Below are 17,319 nucleotides of genomic sequence, written 5' to 3'. Positions count from 1 at the left end.
GAAATCCACCCTTTTTCCGTTTTTTGTTCAGTATAACACGCCGCTGGAAATAGGCAGAGAACACCGTATACTTTTCTCATAAAGGCCGCATGATATAATGGCAGGTGGAGGGTTGTTTATGATCAACATTACCGCAATGACAACAGAGCATCAGCTGCTGAAAAATATACCGATCGAACGAGTCGAACAGCCTGATATCGCGTGGTACTGGGTTGATTTTCACGGCCCGGAGGATACGGAAACGGCGTTATTGAGAGATTTTTTTCATTTTCATCCGCTTGCCATTGAGGATTGCTTCCAGCATATGCAGCGGCCGAAGCTAGACCATTATGACGGCTATCGCTTTTACGTGATTCATGCGCTGAACCATGAAACGCTTGAGACGGAGGAAGTCGATATTTTTCAAGGCGAAAGATTTGTCGTCACCTTTCATTTACACGAAACGCCCGGTATTGCCAAAGTCCGTGAACGCCTGCATGCTTCACCGGACATATTGAAAAAAGGGCCTGGTCATATTTCTTATATGATCATGGACCAGCTTGTCGATGAATATTTTCCCCTCGTTTACAAAATCGAAGACCGGCTGAATGAAATTGAAGAAAGCCGTCCTCACAAAACGTATGGAACGCTGATGGATGAGGTGTTTGAACTCAGGACAGATCTTTTGCATCTGAGACGGACGATCATTCCGATGCGTGATTTGCTCTACCGGATTTTAAGCCTTGACCATGTGAAAGAGCAGCGGGAAACGAAAGCATACTTCAGCGACATATACGATCATTTGTTAAAATTGTCTGAGATTGTGGAATCCAACCGTGACATGACGTCCGACTTGCGCGACAGCTACGTGACACTGAATTCAAACCGGATGAACGCGATTATGATGACACTGACGATCGTCTCGACTATTTTTATCCCGCTCACCTTTATCGCCGGGGTATACGGAATGAACTTCGATCACATGCCAGAGCTGCACTGGAAATACGGATATTTTGCAGTGCTCGGCCTGATGGCGGCGCTTGTGATCGGGATGCTGATATGGTTTGTACATAAAGGATGGTTCAATATATTTAAATGAGGACAGCGTGAAGCTGTTCTTTTTATGTTGGCAGATTATGTTCTTTTGTTTATAATGGAAAAAATACTCAGGGAGTGATCAGATTGAAAATCGCTGTCATCGGACTCGGCAATATGGGACAGCCCATTGCCAGAAATGTGCTTCAAGCAGGCTACAAATTGACTGTTTATAATCGAACGAAACAAAAGACGGAAGAACTTGCATCAGAAGGCGCACAGGCAGCTGACACGCCGCGACAGGCGGCAGAGTCCGCTGATATTGTCATCACGATGCTTTCAGATGACGATTCTGTCAGCGCCGTGACATTTGGAGAAGACGGATTGATTGAAGGATTAGCAGAGAACGGCATTCACATCTCGATGAGCACGATCAGTGTCGAGTTCTCAGAAAAGCTTGCGGCAGCTCATGCGGAGAAAGGACAATCCTTCCTCGCCGCTCCTGTGCTCGGCAGGCCGGATGCCGCCGCCAAAGCCGCGCTCCGCATCATAACAGCCGGACGGGCGGAAGCAAAGCAAACCGCCAAGCCTCTGCTTGACAGCCTGAGCCAGCAGGTGTTTGATGTAGGCGAAGAAAGCAAGACGGCAAACGCGGCCAAAATCAGCATTAATTTCTTGCTCGTGTCCATGCTGGAGGCGTTATCTGAATCATTCTTAATGATGGAGAAGTACGGTTTGGAGCAAAAACAATTTTTAGAAATCGCCAGCGCGCTCTTTGGCTCTCCTGTCTATCAAAATTACGGAACCATCATGGCTGAGCAGAAATTCGAGCCTGCCGGTTTCAAAATGTCATTAGGACTGAAGGATACCAATCTGGCACTCGCCGCCGCAAAACAGGTTTCCGCGAACCTCCCTCTCGCCGAGCTGGCCAAGAGCCATTTTGAAAGCGGGATCGAACAAGGCTTCGGAGATCTGGATTGGGCCGCACTGATTAAATGTATTAAATAAAGAAAAGCCTCTCCGTTTCAGGAGAGGCTCTACTCATTATAAAGACGGCAGCTTCATTTCTTTCTCAAACATCAAATCATCAATGCTTTTAAAGGTGTAGCCTTGTTTTTTCAGGTCTGCAATCGCATCATCCAGCGCTTCGGCATTGTCCCTCGATACGGTGTGAAGCAGGTAAATGGCTCCTGGATGCGCCTGCTTGATCATATGATCGTAGGCATATTTCTTCCCTTTTTGGTTATTGATTTTCCAATCAACAAAAGCGACCGACCAGAAAACGGTTTGATAGCCGAGGCGTTTCGTTTCTTTCAGCACATACTCACTGAACACGCCGCGCGGCGGGCGCAGATACAGGTTGTCCTGCTTTCCCGTAATTTTATAGACCTCTTCATTGACGGAATCAAGTTCGTCTTGGATTTGGTCAGCTGTTTTTGTCGTCAAATCCGGATGGTGAAAGGAATGGTTGCCGATAATATGGCCTTCATCTGACATACGCTTGATCAGCTCAGGCTGATCCTTTATGAAATGCCCTGTCACAAAAAATGTTCCTGTTACGCGATGTTTTTTTAAGACATCAAGCACTTTGGGCGTATAGCCATTTTCATAGCCGTTATCAAACGTTAAGTAAATCGTTTTTTCTTTCGTATTTCCTAAATAAAACGCGTCATATTTTTCAATTAAACTGTTCAGCTGCTTCCCGGCATCAGGCGGCTGATGATTGACACTTCGTTTAAAGCCCCAGTTGATCGGCTCATTCGGCACCGCTTTCGCCTGCGCCGCGCCTCCGGCAAGCAAGACGGCTGCGCAGCATATTGCACACATCCATTTCATGGCCAGCGCTCCTTCTGGATTTTTTCTTATTTTACAGAACGGCGCTTCTTTTTATACTGACCGCTTTATGCCAAAATAAAAAAACCGCGGCGTGCGCGCGGTTTTATTCCCAGTCTTTTTTAAAGCGTTCGTATTTGGCTTCCAGGTCATCCAGCATGCTGATCAGCCTATCTATATCTTCAACGTCGGTTGCTTCAGGGTCTAATGAATCGATGACGTTCATAAACATGTCAAGTCTGTTCTTTAAATAATCAATCTGCTGATCCTTATTGTTTACGGCGTTCCCCATTGTGTTCCTCCATTCATTTTTTATTATGGTAGCTCATTTTTTGCGGTTTTTCAATCGCTCCGCTACTTGCGAACTTGTCAAATCAGGTCTAAAATTAACTGTTGGCAGCGTTAGTATGCCCCATTTATAAAGGAGTTAGATAGTCATGACACAAAACACGAAGCTGCGTCCGATTTCACCCGAGTTTGATCCTTGGGAAGCCTATATGGATGTTGACCAGTATGGAGACATGCAGCTGACAAACGTTGAATTCACAACGACAACACTGTGCAATATGAGATGTGAGCATTGCGCTGTAGGCTATACATTGCAGCCTAAAGACCCGAATGCTCTGCCAATAGATCTTCTGCTAAAACGGCTGGAGGAAATCCCGCGCCTCAGGTCCATCAGTATTACAGGCGGAGAGCCGATGCTTTCGTTAAAATCAGTAAAAGAATATGTCGTTCCGTTATTAAAGTATGCCCACGAACGTGGTGTGCGGACGCAAATCAATTCCAACCTGACCCTTGATATTGAGCGATATGAATGGATCATTCCGTATCTTGATGTCCTTCATATTTCTCATAACTGGGGTACAGTTGAGGATTTTGCCGAAATTGGCTTTGCCATGATGGACAGAAAACCCACCTTCGAACAGCGCGCGCGCTATTTTGAAAAAATGATCGAAAACAGCCGCACACTCGTGGATGCCGGGGTGATGGTGTCAGCGGAAACGATGCTGAATAAACGCACACTTCCGCATATTGAGCATATTCACCGCCAAATCACAGAAGATATGAAGTGTCAGCGTCACGAAGTCCACCCGATGTATCCAAGCGATTTCGCAAGCGCTCTTGAATCTCTCAGCCTGAAAGAGATGAGACAGGCCATTCACCGCTTGCTGGATATTCGTGATGAAAAGACGTGGATGCTTTTCGGGACACTGCCGTTTTATGCCTGCAGTTCGGACGAAGACGATCAAAAGCTGCTTCGCCGGCTTCGCGCGGCGAAAAACGTCACAGTGAGAAATGACCCTGACGGCCGTTCCCGCCTGAATGTGAATATTTTCGACGGAAACATTATCGTGACCGATTTCGGCGATACGCCGCCGCTTGGCAATATTCAGACGGACAGCCTCCCTTCCGCCTATGAAAAATGGAGAGAGACGAAGCTTGCGAAAGAGCTGAATTGCCACTGCGCGAATGTCCGATGCCTCGGGCCGAATGTTCTTGTCAAAAACAGTTATTATCAGAATACAGATTTCACAAAACGTCAAGCCAGGAGTTAGATGCGGATGGAAGAAACACTTACGGAGATTTTCCAAAATAAAATCGTCGATATTCTCCTCGTTGCCGTTATCCTTTGGGTCGGTGTTTTTATCATCAACCGGCTCGTACAGCTGTTTTTTAAACGGACGGACTTCATTGAAGAAAGAAAAGAAAAAACAATTGAAAGCCTTATCCGTTCTGTCACCCAGTATACGGCGACGATCGGTTTTATCTTTTACGTTATTTCTTTATTTGTGCATGACTTCGGCAAAATTTTAGCCGGGGCGGGCGTAGCCGGTATCGTCATCGGTTTTGGCGCCCAATCGCTGATTAAAGATGTGCTGGCGGGTGTATTCTTAATTTATGAACGCCAGCTCCATAAAGGCGATTATGTCACCGTCAACAATTTGTTTAACGGGACAGTGGAGGAAATCGGCCTTCGCTCGCTGCAAATCCGTGAATGGAGCGGGAAGCTGCTCACCATCAGCAACGGCGAGGTCAGACAGATAGAAAATTACAATATCGATTTTATGCGGATCACCGAATCCTTTCTCATTAGCTTTAAAGAAGATCCGGACCGCGTGTACAGCGTATTGGAAGAGGCTTGTGACATGCTGAATGAAGAGCTTCGTGATTCACTGAAGCGGGATGAATTCGGCAACCCGACGGAGCCTTTTCAAATCCACGGCATAACCGCGCTAAATAAAATCAACCGCGGCGTCGAATTCACCGTAAAAGGAATGGTGAAAGATGATGATTATTTCAGAGCAAGCCTTGCTGTGAGACGGGTTCTCGTTCGCCAGCTGTACCAAAACGATGTGCAAATGCTTGAGGAAGCGGTCCGAATTGAAAGAACGCAATAAACAAAAAAACTGATTCCATCAGAGTTGGAATCAGTTTTTTATTTATCTTGGCAGGGAGGAAAGCTGAAAGCCAAATGTGACATGGTCTTGAACCGGAATCCAGGCGCCGATTCCCTGTGACGTGACATTTTTCACGACAAGTTTTCGTTTATTCCCTTTCAGCACTAAGTACACTTCACCGTAAGTCACTTTTCCTTTTTCATTCACTGCCGGTGCGTATGCATTTAGATAACCTAGTTTTTTAGGAGCGACTTTATAAATTTGATCGCGTTTTGTGCCCGCTCCAACGACCGTTTCAAATGCAAGCGGAAGATTTGTTTTTTCCATCGCTTTCAGCATCATCATGCTTTTGACATCTTCAGCATTTGGAACCTTAGCTGTCAGGCCGCCCTTCACTTTGTATTGCTGTTCCTGGGCATAATGCATTTCAGCCGTTTCTTTTCCGCCGCGGTTATCCGCTCGGTTTGTATTGATTCTTTTATATTCCCAGTTCGCCACGGTTTCATTTGATTCATAGCCAAGCGCCCATTTCCCGAGAAAGATTGTCGCCCGATAGCCAACCGCAAGCGGTGTGCCGGATATGTTGGATTCATTCAGCATTTTGATGAGATGGGGGTTTTCAATCTTCACCTCAGAATGATCGAGCAATTCCTTTGCCAGCTTGCTCGGCTGAAGCATCGGCTGATCCTGTGAAGCATTCGGATACGTGTTTTCCTTCGAAATGCTCGCGACAGAATTAGGAACCTTAAACTGCTTTTTCGCGTGGATAGGCTGAACGCCGAAAAAACTAAAGAATAACAACACAATAAGTGTGGAATGAAATAGCTTTTTCATCATATCACTCTTTCTATGGCATTTTCCCTTAGTCTTTTCATCCCGCTTTGTTGTTATCCATCATTTTTTCAGGTTAAAGAAGGAAAAAGCCGATCGCCATAATCACATATGCGGCAAGCAATGTCGCCCCTTCAAACCAGTTGGAATCACCGTCATTCGAAATCGCGATCATCAAGAGAACCGACGACACCATCGCCACAAGCTCCGGCAGTGTAAATACAAGCGGCATGCTTACCGGGAAAAAGATGGAACAGATGACGAGAACCGGTGCGACAAACATAGCAATCTGCAGTGTGGAACCGACTGCGATTTCAACCGCAATGTCCATTTTATTTTTATAGGCCATGATGATGGCTGACGCGTGCTCCGCGGCATTACCGACAATCGCAACGATAATGACACCGATAAACAGCTCACTCCAGCCGAACTGCTCAGCCACCGAGTGGAATGTGTGGACCAGGTTTTCAGATATGTATGCCACGACAATCGTTGCCGCAAACAAGACAATCGTCGCAACCTTCCCTGACCATTCCGGATGCTCCTCTTCTTCATGCTGGGCGGCATGATTCGGCTGATAAACTCCGCGGTGCGTGACTAGTTTAAAATACAGCGCCGCTACATATAACAGAATCAAGATGATGCTGATGCCGATGCTTAAATTGAGCTTGCTCGCGCCTCCCATTCCAATAGAAAATACTTCGGGAATCACGAAGGCGACAATGACGGCAAAAATCAGAAGCCCTGAATTATGGCGCGCATCATGAATATTAAACTCTTGCCGCTTATACTTTAAACCGCCGACAAAAAACGATAAGCCCGCGACCAGCAGCAGGTTCCCCAGCACTGAACCGGTTAAAGAGGCAAGCACGATTCCGGTCAGGCCTTCCTTTAATGCAAAAATGGAAATAATCAGTTCAACCGCATTTCCGAAGGTGGCGTTCAACAAACCGCCTATCCGCGGTCCTGCAATGATGGACAATGCTTCTGTCGCCCTTCCCATATAACTCGCAAGCGCGATAATCGTTACGCAATAAACGGCAAAAAGAACAGCAGAAGGCCAATGCATCAAACTTCCAATCACAGAAAGCGGAACACCCGCCGCCACTAAAATAAAAAAGATACGATTCATGGTGAAATAGCTCCTTTTTTATGACTTGTTTTATCTTTATTCTTCACAAAAACCTTCATGATTACACGAGGGCAAATGTTCATCGTGATATAGGCTTTTTTCAGGTTGCCCGCTTTTGGAAAACATTGTACGATCAACATAGATACCACATAAGGAGAACTGACACGATGTCACGATTTCATTTCTTTATCCTTGTCTTGCTCGTTTCGATTTCCGGGTTTTCACAAGGCATGCTGCTGCCTGTCATCTCAATCATTTTTGAAACAAACGGAGAATCGGCCGCCATCAACGGCCTGCACGCGACCGGACTGTATATCGGCGTGCTTTTGGCTTCGCCGTTTATGGAAGCGCCGCTCAGAAAGCTCGGATTCAAGCCGCTGATCGTCATTGGCGGAAGCATTGTCATTTTAAGCTTGTTCGGATTTATTTGGCTTCAGTCGGTCTGGATCTGGTTCCTGCTTCGGCTGTTCATCGGAATCGGCGACCACATGCTTCACTTTTCCACGCAAACGTGGGTGACCTCCATGTCATCAAAACAAAATCGCGGAAGAAACCTGTCGATTTACGGGCTTTCCTTCGGCCTTGGCTTTGCCGCCGGCCCGTTTATGGTTCCGCTTGTCAAGCTGAGCCCGGCGCTGCCTTTTATCGTGTCCGGCTGCTTTAGCCTGTTTGCGTGGCTTTTTGTTTTCTTTCTACAAAATGCATACCCGGAAACCAGTCCTCACGAAACCAAATCAGACAATAGCTTCAGGCGGTTTTATCAAGCCATGATGTTTGGCTGGGTTGCCTTTATGCCTACATTTGGCTACGGCTTTCTGGAGACTGCGCTAAACGGAAGCTTTCCTGTGTACGCGCTCCGGCTGGGGATATCAGTAGACGCGGTGGCACTGATTCTTCCCGCATTTGCAATCGGAAGCATTATCTTTCAGTTTCCGCTCGGCATCCTCAGCGATAAATACGGGCGACGGAATGTGCTGCTTGTGATTTTGCTGACAGGGGCGCTCTGCTTTTTCATCGCCGGCGTATTTTCTTCCCCTTACGTGATCGGCTGCTGCTTTTTTATTGCGGGAATGGCAGTCGGATCAACCTTTACACTTGGCATCAGCTACATGACAGATCTTCTACCGCCCCACCTGCTGCCGGCGGGGAACCTGCTTTGCGGCATTACATTCAGTCTCGGCAGCATTCTCGGCCCGATTGCCGGCGGCTGGTATATGCAGACCTTTGAAAGCGCCAACTTGTTTTATTTTATTACTCTCACGCTTAGTGTTGTGTGGCTGGCCCTTGTGCTTGGAAAACCGAAAAGCTGGTCACCGGCTGAGACCTATTCTTCATCTTCTTAATCAAAAAGCCTCCTGACATGGTGTCAGGAGGCTTTTATGCTAGTGGTAGCCGTTTTGTCCGTTGGCGCTTCCGCTTGTTTTATTGCCTGATTTGCTTTTCGAATTTTGTTTATTGTGGCTTCCGCCTTTTTTCGTATGCTTGGTCATCACGATAGCCCCCCGACTTCTTTTTTGAACTGAAGTTCGTTTATAGGATGCGCTAATGATAGGGATTTTCATCAGGAAGCTTTTTACGTTTATGTAAAAGAGCGTTGATTTCTCCTCCCAGGATAATTAAAATCCCGCTCAAGTAAAACCAAATCATCAGGACGATGATTCCCCCGATGCTTCCATATGTGGCGCTATAGTTCGCAAACGTGCTGACGTAAAATGAGAACAGGGTGCTGACCACGATCCAGCCGATGGTCGCAAAGACCGCACCCGGCATGACAAACCGGAGAGACAGCTTTTTGTTCGGCGCAATCACATACAGGGCGGAAAAAACAATCAGAAGGATAAGCGGGCTGACACCCCAGCGAATTGCGGCCCATACGGATAAAAACAGATCCGACGCGCCGACAAAGTCAGAAGCAAGCCTTCCAATCTCCCGGCCGAACACCGGCAGAAGCAAGGCCACTAAAATCGTAAATACCATGGCAATCGTCAGAAAAATTGAGGTTAGACGAACAATGATAAAAGAGCGGTTTTCTTCCACATCATACGCGTGGTTTAACGATCGAACGATGGCGTTCATTCCATTAGACGCAGACCATAAAGCCGCGATAATCCCGAATGACAGCAATCCGCCATTTCGATTATTTAAGGTTTGTTGGGTAATGGATTCAATGAGGGACATCGCGCTGCCGGGAGCGTATTGTTCCACGACTCCCAGAACATCATCGGTGGAAATCGGAAGATACGCGGTGAGCGTCAGCATAAAAATCAAAAACGGAAACAGCGACAATAGAAAAAAATACGCCAGCTCCGCTGATTTGCTTTGCCCCTCATGAAGGGTGTATCTGCTGAAAAGCTCTTTCAGAAAGTTCATGTCGTCTCACCTCACGTGTTTGTTCATTTTTTTGAAAAATGCTCTTTCGTTTCTTGTACGAGCTCCATCACTTGCGGTGTTGTTTTCTTCAGCTCTTTCACCTGCTGATTCACAAAGCCGACTTCATCTGACAGCGTTTGGGCCAGCTTCTTGGCCTCGTCCACTTTTGTGATGACGGTGTTTTTCAACAGTTCCGGATTGCTTTTGTACAGTGAAAGTTTATGCTTGCATGTCAGCCATCTCATGCCGCATGCCTGTCTTGTCGGCTTATGGAGCAGTGATAACGCCGCGCCTGCCGCGGCTCCAAGAAATATCCCTTTCAGCATTAACCGTTCGTTGTTCATGCAAATTCCCCTTTCACTCACAATTGTTTTTCTTTTTGAATGGATGTAAGCAGATGCTCACAGCCCGTTTTGATTAATTGGCAGACCTCTTCAAAGTTCCCTGTGTAGTAAGGATCGGGAACGTCAGCCAGATCTGAATCTTCAACATAGTCCAAGAGCCTCTTGATATGCGGGGTGTTCTTATAACCGGCCATGCTTCTGAGGCTCCCGATATTTTCTGCGTCCATCGCAATGATGTAATCAAAATCGGCCAGATCTTGTTCGCTGACTTGACGCGCCAGCATGCCCTCAAAGCTGATTCCTTCTCTTTGCAATATCTCCTGCGTTCCTTGATGCGGAGGATTGCCGATGTGCCAGCCGCCGATACCGGCTGAATCCGTTTTGATTTTCCCCTCTAATCCTTTTTTGGCTGCCAAGTCCCGAAAAATCGCTTCTGCCATCGGAGACCGGCAAATGTTTCCTAAACAAACAAATAACACGCTTATCATGTTGTGCAACCTCCCTATTCTTTGCCCCTATTTCTCTAAAAAGAAACCTTCATGAATATCTTAGTAGGATGTTCATTTCCTTTTCAACTGATGTCACCACTTTTTTGCAATCAACAGCCAGCTTTTAGAATAGGGTTTTTTTCTGATCGAATTCTGTTAGAATAAAACATACCCAATATCGCGCAAAGAAAGGATGGAACCACTTGTCCAGCCCAAATACAGAAACATTAACTCAAATGATTGAAGAGATTTCCCAAAAACTGAACATGCTGAACGTCGGCGTGATCAAAGCGGAGGATTTCAGTGATGAAAAGATCGAAGACCTCACGTACCTTCACAGCATGGTGATGAAAAAACAATCATTCAGCCCGAGTGAAATGCAGGCAATTGCACAAGAACTAGCTTCGCTTCGTAAATAATGGAGACTGGCCGAAAACTCGGCGAGTCTTTTTTATCATTGCCACAAACGTCCATGAACATCAAACAGCAACATGTTCGAATAAGATTTGTAGGAGGACAAGCATGAAAACGACACCTATCAAAACAGCATCCGGAATGTATATCAACTACTTCTTTCTGGGAATGGTCAACATCATTCTCGCATCCAATATGTCCTCTTTAACAAAACAGTGGAATACCGATCCGACCGGCATCAGTTATGTCATTGCCGCTATCGGGTTCGGCAAGCTTCTGACATACGGCATTTCCGGGGTTTTATCAGATAAAATCGGCCGAAAACCGCTTGTTGTCGCTTCTGCGGGAATTATGGCCGTCTTTTTAGTCGGTATTCCTTTATCACCGAGCTATGAATTGGCGTTTGTGTTCGCCTTATTAGCCGGAGTCGCAAATTCAGCAATGGACGCCGGAACATATCCGGCCTTAACCGAGCTCTTCCCGTCTGCTTCCGGCTCGGCGAATGTCTTGGTTAAAGCCTTTATGTCTGTCGGAGCCGCACTTTTGCCGCTTCTGATCACATTATTAGCAGATCACAGCCTGTTTTACGGATTTGCTTTTTATCTGCCGGCAGCAGTCTATGTGCTGAATATCGTTTACTTATCAACACTGCCGTTTCCTAAGAAACAGAACAAGCCAATTAGCGGCGGCCAACAGGAAACCTCCGCTTTCTTGTCTGAACCCGTTTTCCAGAAAGAAGGCATCGCACTGATCGTTATCGGTTTTACATCTACAGCTTTATTTACGGTTTCTCAAATCTGGCTCCCGAGCTACGCGCAAAAGGCTGCCGGTCTAGCTGAATCAGCATCCGTGCAATTGCTGAGCTATTACAGCATAGGATCTCTGACATCCGTTTTATTATTAGCCCTTCTGCTGAACAGATGGGTAAAGCCAGTCATGATTACGCTCTTATATCCTATTATTACTTTATGTACGCTCGCGGTCATGCTGACGGTTCATGTGCCAGTTGTGCTCGATATCACCGCCTTTTTCTTAGGCTTTTCAACCGCGGGTGTGTTTCAAATTACCATTACATTAATGACAGAGCTTTTCTGGAAGCGAAAAGGAACCGTTACCGGAATTGTAGCCACCGCTTCAAGCATCGCGTCGATTCTGCTGCCGATTGCTACGGGGCTCATCGCAAAAGCGGGAGGCATCGCCCATATCTTTATGTTCGACTTCGGCATAGCAGTCATCGGAACAGCTGCAGCCGCCTTCTTGTATTATAGATACAATAAACTGACAGGTGCTCAAGCCTAAGAAACATAAAACGGACGCCCGGGAGCGTCCGTTTTTCTTATTTCTCAAGCAATGCCAAAGATTCGCGGTTAAATGCCGGAATGTCGTCCGGTGTGCGGCTTGTGACCAATTGATTTTGGCAAACGACCACTTCCTGGTCTACGACGTGGGCACCCGCGTTTTCCATATCAACTCGAATGGATGTATAGCCTGTTGCTTTTCGGCCATCGAGCGCTTTCGCGTTGATTAAGAGCTGCGGGCCGTGGCAGATTGCAAATACCGGTTTTTTGTCAGTCATAAATGCTTTTGCAAATTGGACGAAACGGTCATCAGCGCGAAGCTGGTCTGGTGAAAATCCTCCGGGAATCAAAAGCGCATCAAAGTCTGAAGGGTTCACGTCGTCAATGGACGCGTCAACTGTCACTTCCGCGTTCCCCTGCTTGCCTTTTACTGTTTTTCCTTTTTCATTCTCAATGACAGTCAATTCATGTCCCGCTTCTTTAAAGGCTTTCGCAGGCTCAGTATACTCACTATCCTCAAAATAATCTGTCAAAACAACTGCAATTTTTTTTCCCATGAATCATTACCTCCCGCTTTAGTATGTCTACATAAAACACTCTACCCCAGCCACACTAAAATAAACATTTCGCGAATCTGACAAACGATAAGCATAAATACCCAGCATTTGTCGTTTGATGCTGCTACATAATACTCATTTTTCTCCCTTTTACAATAATCATAAAGAAACACCTACAAATAGTTACAAAATATTCTTACAATAGGAGCTGTAACACAAATTTCGTTGAAAGGTGGAGAACTGGTGAGAATACAGAAAAGACGAACACACGTCGGCAACATTCTCCGTATTCTTTTGCCCCCAATTATGATACTTAGCCTAATCCTCCCAACACCACCCATTCATGCAGAAGAAAGCGCGGCTCCTCAGGTACATCTGAGTATTTTGGCCACGACTGATATTCATGCCAACATGATGGATTACGATTACTACAGCGACAAAGAAACGACGGATTTCGGGCTGGCGAGAACGGCACAGCTGATCCAAAAGCACCGCGAGCAAAACCCAAACACCCTGCTCGTCGATAACGGCGACTTGATTCAAGGGAATCCGCTGGGCGAATACGCGGTGAAATATGAAAAAGACGACATTATCTCCGGCGCGAAAACCCATCCGATCATCAGCGTCATGAATGCGCTGAAATACGACGCCGGTACACTGGGCAATCATGAATTTAACTACGGGCTCGACTTTCTGGACGGCACGATCAAAGGAGCCGATTTCCCGATTGTCAATGCCAACGTCAAAACAACAAGCGGTGCAAACCGTTATACGCCGTATGTTTTGAAAGAAAAAACCGTCACTGATGAAAACGGTAATGAACAGAAAGTAAAAGTCGGCTACATAGGCTTCGTCCCGCCGCAAATCATGACGTGGGACAAAAAGAATCTCGAGGGCCAGGTCCAGGTGCAGGATATCGTAGAATCAGCCAATGAAACGATTCCGAAAATGAAGGCGGAAGGCGCTGATGTCATCATTGCTCTCGCCCACACCGGCATTGAAAAACAGGCGCAATCATCCGGCGCCGAAAACGCCGTGTTTGATCTTGCCACTAAAACGAAAGGCATTGACGCGATCATCTCGGGCCATCAGCACGGACTGTTCCCTTCCGCCGAGTATGCGGGTGTTCCCCAATTCGATGTTGAAAAAGGAACGATTAACGGCATTCCTGTCGTTATGCCGAGCAGCTGGGGCAAATACTTAGGCGTGATTGACCTCAAACTCGAAAAGACTGACGGTTCATGGAAGGTGGCAGATTCCAAAGGCAGTATTGAATCCATTGCCGGCACTGTCACATCCCGAAATGAAACGGTCGCAAACACCATCCGGCAAACACACCAAAACACACTCGAATATGTCAGAAAACCGGTCGGCAAAACAGAAGCAGATATTAACAGCTTTTTTGCACAGGTCAAAGATGACCCTTCCATTCAGATCGTGACCGACGCGCAAAAATGGTACGCTGAAAAGGAAATGAAGGATACCAAGTACAAGGACCTTCCAATTTTGTCTGCGGGAGCGCCGTTTAAAGCAGGCGGCAGAAACGGAGCCAATTACTATACAAACATTCCGGCCGGTGATCTTGCGATTAAAAACGTCGGTGACTTGTATCTTTATGATAATACCGTTCAGATCGTCAAGTTGACAGGCAGCGAGGTCAAGGACTGGCTGGACATGTCAGCAGGCCAATTCAATCAAATTGATCCGTCAAAAAGCGGTGATCAAGCCTTGCTGAATGAGAATTTCCGCTCCTATAATTTTGACGTGATTGACGGCGTCACATATCAGGTCGATGTGACAAAACCGGCGAAATACAATGAGAACGGAAAAGTCATCAACGCGGATTCATCCCGGATTATCAACCTTTCCTATGAAGGTAAACCCATCAACGCGACCCAGGAATTTCTCGTCGTCACAAATAATTATCGCGCGTCCGGAGGCGGCGGTTTCCCTCACCTGACGAGCGATAAGATTGTCCACGGCTCCGCTGTTGAAAATAGACAGGTGCTGATGGATTACATTATCGAACAAAAAACAGTCAATCCAAAAGCGGACAACAACTGGTCAATCGCGCCTGTTTCCGGAACAAATTTGACGTTTGAATCCTCACTTTTGGCTAAGCCTTTTGCCGATAAAGCGGACGATGTCGCTTATGTAAGCGAGTCTGCAAATACTGGCTATGGTGTGTACAAGCTGCAATTCGATGATGATTCAAATCCTGATCCTCCTCAAGACGGACTGTGGGATCTGACTGTGATGCACACGAATGATACGCACGCCCACCTCGATGACGCAGCGAGACGAATGACGAAAATCAACGAAGTGCGAAACGAAACAGACCACAACATTCTCCTTGATGCGGGAGATGTGTTTTCCGGCGACCTGTATTTCACAAAGTGGAACGGTTTAGCCGATTTGAAATTCATGAACATGATGGGCTATGACGCCATGACTTTCGGAAACCATGAATTTGATAAAGGCCCGACAGTGCTTTCTGATTTTCTAAGCGGAAACAGCACAACCGTCGATCCGGCAAACCGCTACCGCTTTGAAGCGCCTGAATTTCCGGTCGTCAGCGCAAACGTGGATGTATCAAATGAGCCTAAGCTGTCATCCTATGTCAAAAAGCCGCAAACCTTTACGGCAGGCGAAAAGAAAGAGCCCGGCATCCACCCTTACATTCTGTTAGATGTTGACGGTGAGAAAGTCGCCGTATTCGGGCTGACAACGGAAGATACAGCCACCACATCAAGCCCGGGCAAGAGCATTGTCTTTCATGATGCGTTTGAAACCGCGCAAAACACGGTCAAAACGATTCAGGAAGAAGAAAAAGTAAATAAAATTATCGCTTTAACCCATATCGGGCATAACCGTGATCTTGAGCTAGCCAAAAAAGTAAAAGGCATTGACTTAATCATCGGCGGACACACACACACCCTCGTAGACAAAATGGAGGTCGTGAACAACGAAGAGCCGACGATCGTGGCGCAGGCAAAAGAATACGGCCAATACTTGGGACGTGTTGATGTCGCGTTTGATGAAAACGGCGTTGTGCAAACAGACAAATCAAATCTGAGTGTGCTGCCGATTGATGAACATACAGAAGAAAACGCAGAAGCCAAAAAAGGGCTGGATCAGTTCAAAAGTGAACTAGAGGACGTCAAAAATGAAAAAGTCGGCTACACGGATGTGGCGCTTGACGGCCAGCGCGAGCATGTGCGGACGAAGGAAACCAATCTCGGAAACTTTATCGCGGACGGCATGCTGGCAAAAGCGAAAGAAGCAGCCGGCGCCAGAATCGCGATCACAAATGGCGGCGGCATCAGAGCCGGCATTGACAAAGGCGATATCACACTCGGCGAGGTGCTGAACGTGATGCCGTTCGGAAATACGCTTTACGTGGCCGATTTGACCGGAAAACAAATTAAAGAAGCCCTTGAACAAGGATTAAGCAATGTGGAAAATGGAGGCGGCGCCTTCCCTCAGGTGGCCGGAATCGACTATACCTTTACATTAAACAACGAACCTGGACACCGCGTTTTAGAGGTGAAAATTGAATCGCTTAACGGAGACAAAGTTGATCTGAATATGGATAATACCTACCGCGTGGCAACGAATAATTTTGTCGGCGCCGGTGGAGACGGATATTCTGTCTTTACAGAAGCGTCCCATGGTGAAGACCTTGGCTACGTGGATTATGAGATTTTCACCGAACAGCTGAAAAAACTAGGACACAAGGTCTCTCCTAAAATCGAAGGACGCATCAAAGAAGTATTCCTACCGACAAAGCAGAAAGACGGCAGCTGGACACTTGATGAGGACAAATTTGCGATTTATGCGAAAAATGCCAACACGCCGTTTGTCTATTATGGAACACATGAAGGATCTCAAGAGAAGCCTATCAATCTTAAAGTGAAAAAAGATCAGGTCAAACTTTTGAAAGAAAGAGAGTCAGATCCTTCATTGACGGTGTTCAACTACTGGTACAGCATGAAGATGCCAATGGCGAACCTTAAAGCCGCAGACACCGCAATCGGAATTACGTCAACGGGAGAATTGGATGTTTCACTTGCAGACGTATATGACTTTACAGTGAAGCAAAAAGGAAAGGAAATAAAATCATTCAAAGAGCCCGTTCAGCTTTCGCTTCGCATGTTTGATATTGAAGAAGCCCATAACCCTGCCATTTATCATGTCGATCGGAAAAAGAAAGCTTTCACCAAGACAGAAAACGGGTCAGTTGACGATGATATGGTAACAGGATACACAAACCACTTCAGCGAATACACGATCTTAAATTCCGGTTCAAACAACAAACCGCCGGCATTTCCATCCGATCAGCCGACAGGCGGTGATGACGGCGATAATGGCGGAGGCTCTGACAAACCAGGCGGAAAACAGCCGACTGACGGGAACGGAGGAGGAGATGATACACCTCCCGGCACCGAACCGACAAACGGCTCTGGAGGAAACGGATCAAGCGGATCAGGTACGGACGGCCCGGCTGGCGGCTTGCTTCCGGACACAGCTACATCCATGTACTCGATCCTCTTGGCCGGAATACTGGTCAGCGCACTCGGAACGGCATTGTACTTGCGTCAGAGAAGAAAACAAAATAAAGCGAATCAGGCATAAA

At 46.7% G+C, this 17,319-nt stretch carries 16 protein-coding genes; 8 read left to right on the top strand and 8 right to left on the bottom strand.

Annotated features, from left to right (window positions below):
• Positions 1 to 118 precede the first annotated feature (118 nt).
• Positions 119 to 1,078, top strand: coding sequence for a magnesium/cobalt transporter CorA (gene corA / locus EFK13_RS04525; protein WP_129506376.1), 960 nt, complete (start codon positions 119 to 121; stop codon positions 1,076 to 1,078).
• Positions 1,079 to 1,161: 83 nt separating this feature from the next.
• Complete coding sequence (locus EFK13_RS04520) at positions 1,162 to 2,022, top strand: NAD(P)-dependent oxidoreductase (RefSeq protein WP_129506377.1); 861 nt, start codon at positions 1,162 to 1,164, stop codon at positions 2,020 to 2,022.
• 36 nt (positions 2,023 to 2,058) lie between these two features.
• On the opposite strand, the gene pdaA is transcribed toward EFK13_RS04520, so the two are convergent.
• Together pdaA and EFK13_RS04510 are read right to left on the bottom strand one after the other, a co-directional pair.
• On the bottom strand, positions 2,059 to 2,850 hold the full coding sequence (gene pdaA / locus EFK13_RS04515; protein WP_129506378.1) for a delta-lactam-biosynthetic de-N-acetylase: 792 nt from the start codon (positions 2,848 to 2,850) through the stop codon (positions 2,059 to 2,061).
• A gap of 103 nt (positions 2,851 to 2,953) precedes the next feature.
• Positions 2,954 to 3,139: an SE1561 family protein gene (locus EFK13_RS04510; protein WP_003223132.1), complete on the bottom strand. Its 186-nt coding sequence runs from the start codon at positions 3,137 to 3,139 to the stop codon at positions 2,954 to 2,956.
• A 145-nt stretch (positions 3,140 to 3,284) separates the two neighbouring features.
• Here EFK13_RS04510 and yfkAB point away from each other — a divergent pair, with 145 nt between their 5' ends.
• Both yfkAB and mscC read left to right on the top strand, forming a co-directional pair.
• Positions 3,285 to 4,406, top strand: coding sequence for a radical SAM/CxCxxxxC motif protein YfkAB (yfkAB, locus tag EFK13_RS04505; protein WP_129506379.1), 1,122 nt, complete (start codon positions 3,285 to 3,287; stop codon positions 4,404 to 4,406).
• The gene (mscC, locus tag EFK13_RS04500) at positions 4,407 to 5,249 is read left to right on the top strand and encodes a mechanosensitive ion channel protein MscC (RefSeq protein ID WP_129506380.1); all 843 of its coding nucleotides are present in this window, start codon (positions 4,407 to 4,409) and stop codon (positions 5,247 to 5,249) included.
• 42 nt (positions 5,250 to 5,291) lie between these two features.
• Here the strand turns inward: mscC and EFK13_RS04495 are convergent, their stop codons facing one another.
• Both EFK13_RS04495 and cax read right to left on the bottom strand, forming a co-directional pair.
• The gene (locus tag EFK13_RS04495; protein WP_075749644.1) at positions 5,292 to 6,086 is read right to left on the bottom strand and encodes a YfkD famly protein; all 795 of its coding nucleotides are present in this window, start codon (positions 6,084 to 6,086) and stop codon (positions 5,292 to 5,294) included.
• Between the two features lie 70 nt (positions 6,087 to 6,156).
• Complete coding sequence (gene cax, locus EFK13_RS04490; RefSeq protein ID WP_129506381.1) at positions 6,157 to 7,212, bottom strand: calcium/proton exchanger; 1,056 nt, start codon at positions 7,210 to 7,212, stop codon at positions 6,157 to 6,159.
• 167 nt (positions 7,213 to 7,379) lie between these two features.
• Here cax and EFK13_RS04485 point away from each other — a divergent pair, with 167 nt between their 5' ends.
• Positions 7,380 to 8,555 carry an MFS transporter gene (locus EFK13_RS04485; protein WP_129506382.1) on the top strand — a complete coding sequence of 392 codons (1,176 nt, stop codon included), beginning with the start codon at positions 7,380 to 7,382 and terminating at the stop codon, positions 8,553 to 8,555.
• A gap of 199 nt (positions 8,556 to 8,754) precedes the next feature.
• Here the strand turns inward: EFK13_RS04485 and EFK13_RS04480 are convergent, their stop codons facing one another.
• Genes EFK13_RS04480 through yfkJ form a run of 3 tightly spaced genes read right to left on the bottom strand, consistent with a single transcriptional unit; the run spans position 8,755 to position 10,414 of the window.
• Complete coding sequence (locus EFK13_RS04480; RefSeq protein WP_129506383.1) at positions 8,755 to 9,582, bottom strand: YihY family inner membrane protein; 828 nt, start codon at positions 9,580 to 9,582, stop codon at positions 8,755 to 8,757.
• Between the two features lie 23 nt (positions 9,583 to 9,605).
• Positions 9,606 to 9,926, bottom strand: a complete 321-nt coding sequence (locus EFK13_RS04475) for a hypothetical protein (protein WP_003223108.1) — start codon at positions 9,924 to 9,926, stop codon at positions 9,606 to 9,608.
• 17 nt (positions 9,927 to 9,943) lie between these two features.
• On the bottom strand, positions 9,944 to 10,414 hold the full coding sequence (yfkJ, locus tag EFK13_RS04470) for a protein-tyrosine-phosphatase (RefSeq protein WP_129506384.1): 471 nt from the start codon (positions 10,412 to 10,414) through the stop codon (positions 9,944 to 9,946).
• Between the two features lie 203 nt (positions 10,415 to 10,617).
• On the opposite strand from yfkJ, the gene EFK13_RS04465 reads away from it, so the two are divergent.
• Together EFK13_RS04465 and EFK13_RS04460 are read left to right on the top strand one after the other, a co-directional pair.
• A complete protein-coding gene (locus EFK13_RS04465) occupies positions 10,618 to 10,833 on the top strand; it encodes a DUF1128 domain-containing protein (protein WP_003223104.1) in 216 nt (71 codons plus the stop codon).
• 103 nt (positions 10,834 to 10,936) lie between these two features.
• The gene (locus tag EFK13_RS04460; RefSeq protein ID WP_129506385.1) at positions 10,937 to 12,127 is read left to right on the top strand and encodes an MFS transporter; all 1,191 of its coding nucleotides are present in this window, start codon (positions 10,937 to 10,939) and stop codon (positions 12,125 to 12,127) included.
• A gap of 37 nt (positions 12,128 to 12,164) precedes the next feature.
• Here EFK13_RS04460 and yfkM read toward each other — a convergent pair whose 3' ends face one another.
• Positions 12,165 to 12,683 carry a general stress protein 18 gene (gene yfkM / locus EFK13_RS04455; RefSeq protein WP_129506386.1) on the bottom strand — a complete coding sequence of 173 codons (519 nt, stop codon included), beginning with the start codon at positions 12,681 to 12,683 and terminating at the stop codon, positions 12,165 to 12,167.
• A 243-nt stretch (positions 12,684 to 12,926) separates the two neighbouring features.
• Here yfkM and EFK13_RS04450 point away from each other — a divergent pair, with 243 nt between their 5' ends.
• Positions 12,927 to 17,318, top strand: a complete 4,392-nt coding sequence (locus EFK13_RS04450; RefSeq protein ID WP_129506387.1) for a multifunctional 2',3'-cyclic-nucleotide 2'-phosphodiesterase/3'-nucleotidase/5'-nucleotidase — start codon at positions 12,927 to 12,929, stop codon at positions 17,316 to 17,318.
• The last annotated feature ends 1 nt before the right edge of the window (position 17,319 follow it).

This window comes from Bacillus cabrialesii, from assembly GCF_004124315.2.
Lineage (GTDB): Bacteria > Bacillota > Bacilli > Bacillales > Bacillaceae > Bacillus > Bacillus cabrialesii.
The sequence above is the reverse complement of the archived record's forward strand: the minus strand, read 5'-3'. Positions and strand labels throughout refer to the sequence as shown.

Coding starts and splice junctions, on each gene's coding strand:
- corA (WP_129506376.1), top strand. CDS start 119: ATGATCAACATTACCGCAATGACAACAGAGCATCAGCTGCTGAAAAAT.
- pdaA (WP_129506378.1), bottom strand. CDS start 2,850: ATGAAATGGATGTGTGCAATATGCTGCGCAGCCGTCTTGCTTGCCGGA.
- EFK13_RS04510 (WP_003223132.1), bottom strand. CDS start 3,139: ATGGGGAACGCCGTAAACAATAAGGATCAGCAGATTGATTATTTAAAG.
- yfkAB (WP_129506379.1), top strand. CDS start 3,285: ATGACACAAAACACGAAGCTGCGTCCGATTTCACCCGAGTTTGATCCT.
- mscC (WP_129506380.1), top strand. CDS start 4,407: ATGCGGATGGAAGAAACACTTACGGAGATTTTCCAAAATAAAATCGTC.
- EFK13_RS04495 (WP_075749644.1), bottom strand. CDS start 6,086: ATGATGAAAAAGCTATTTCATTCCACACTTATTGTGTTGTTATTCTTT.
- cax (WP_129506381.1), bottom strand. CDS start 7,212: ATGAATCGTATCTTTTTTATTTTAGTGGCGGCGGGTGTTCCGCTTTCT.
- EFK13_RS04485 (WP_129506382.1), top strand. CDS start 7,380: ATGTCACGATTTCATTTCTTTATCCTTGTCTTGCTCGTTTCGATTTCC.
- EFK13_RS04480 (WP_129506383.1), bottom strand. CDS start 9,582: ATGAACTTTCTGAAAGAGCTTTTCAGCAGATACACCCTTCATGAGGGG.
- EFK13_RS04475 (WP_003223108.1), bottom strand. CDS start 9,926: ATGAACAACGAACGGTTAATGCTGAAAGGGATATTTCTTGGAGCCGCG.
- yfkJ (WP_129506384.1), bottom strand. CDS start 10,414: ATGATAAGCGTGTTATTTGTTTGTTTAGGAAACATTTGCCGGTCTCCG.
- EFK13_RS04460 (WP_129506385.1), top strand. CDS start 10,937: ATGAAAACGACACCTATCAAAACAGCATCCGGAATGTATATCAACTAC.
- yfkM (WP_129506386.1), bottom strand. CDS start 12,683: ATGGGAAAAAAAATTGCAGTTGTTTTGACAGATTATTTTGAGGATAGT.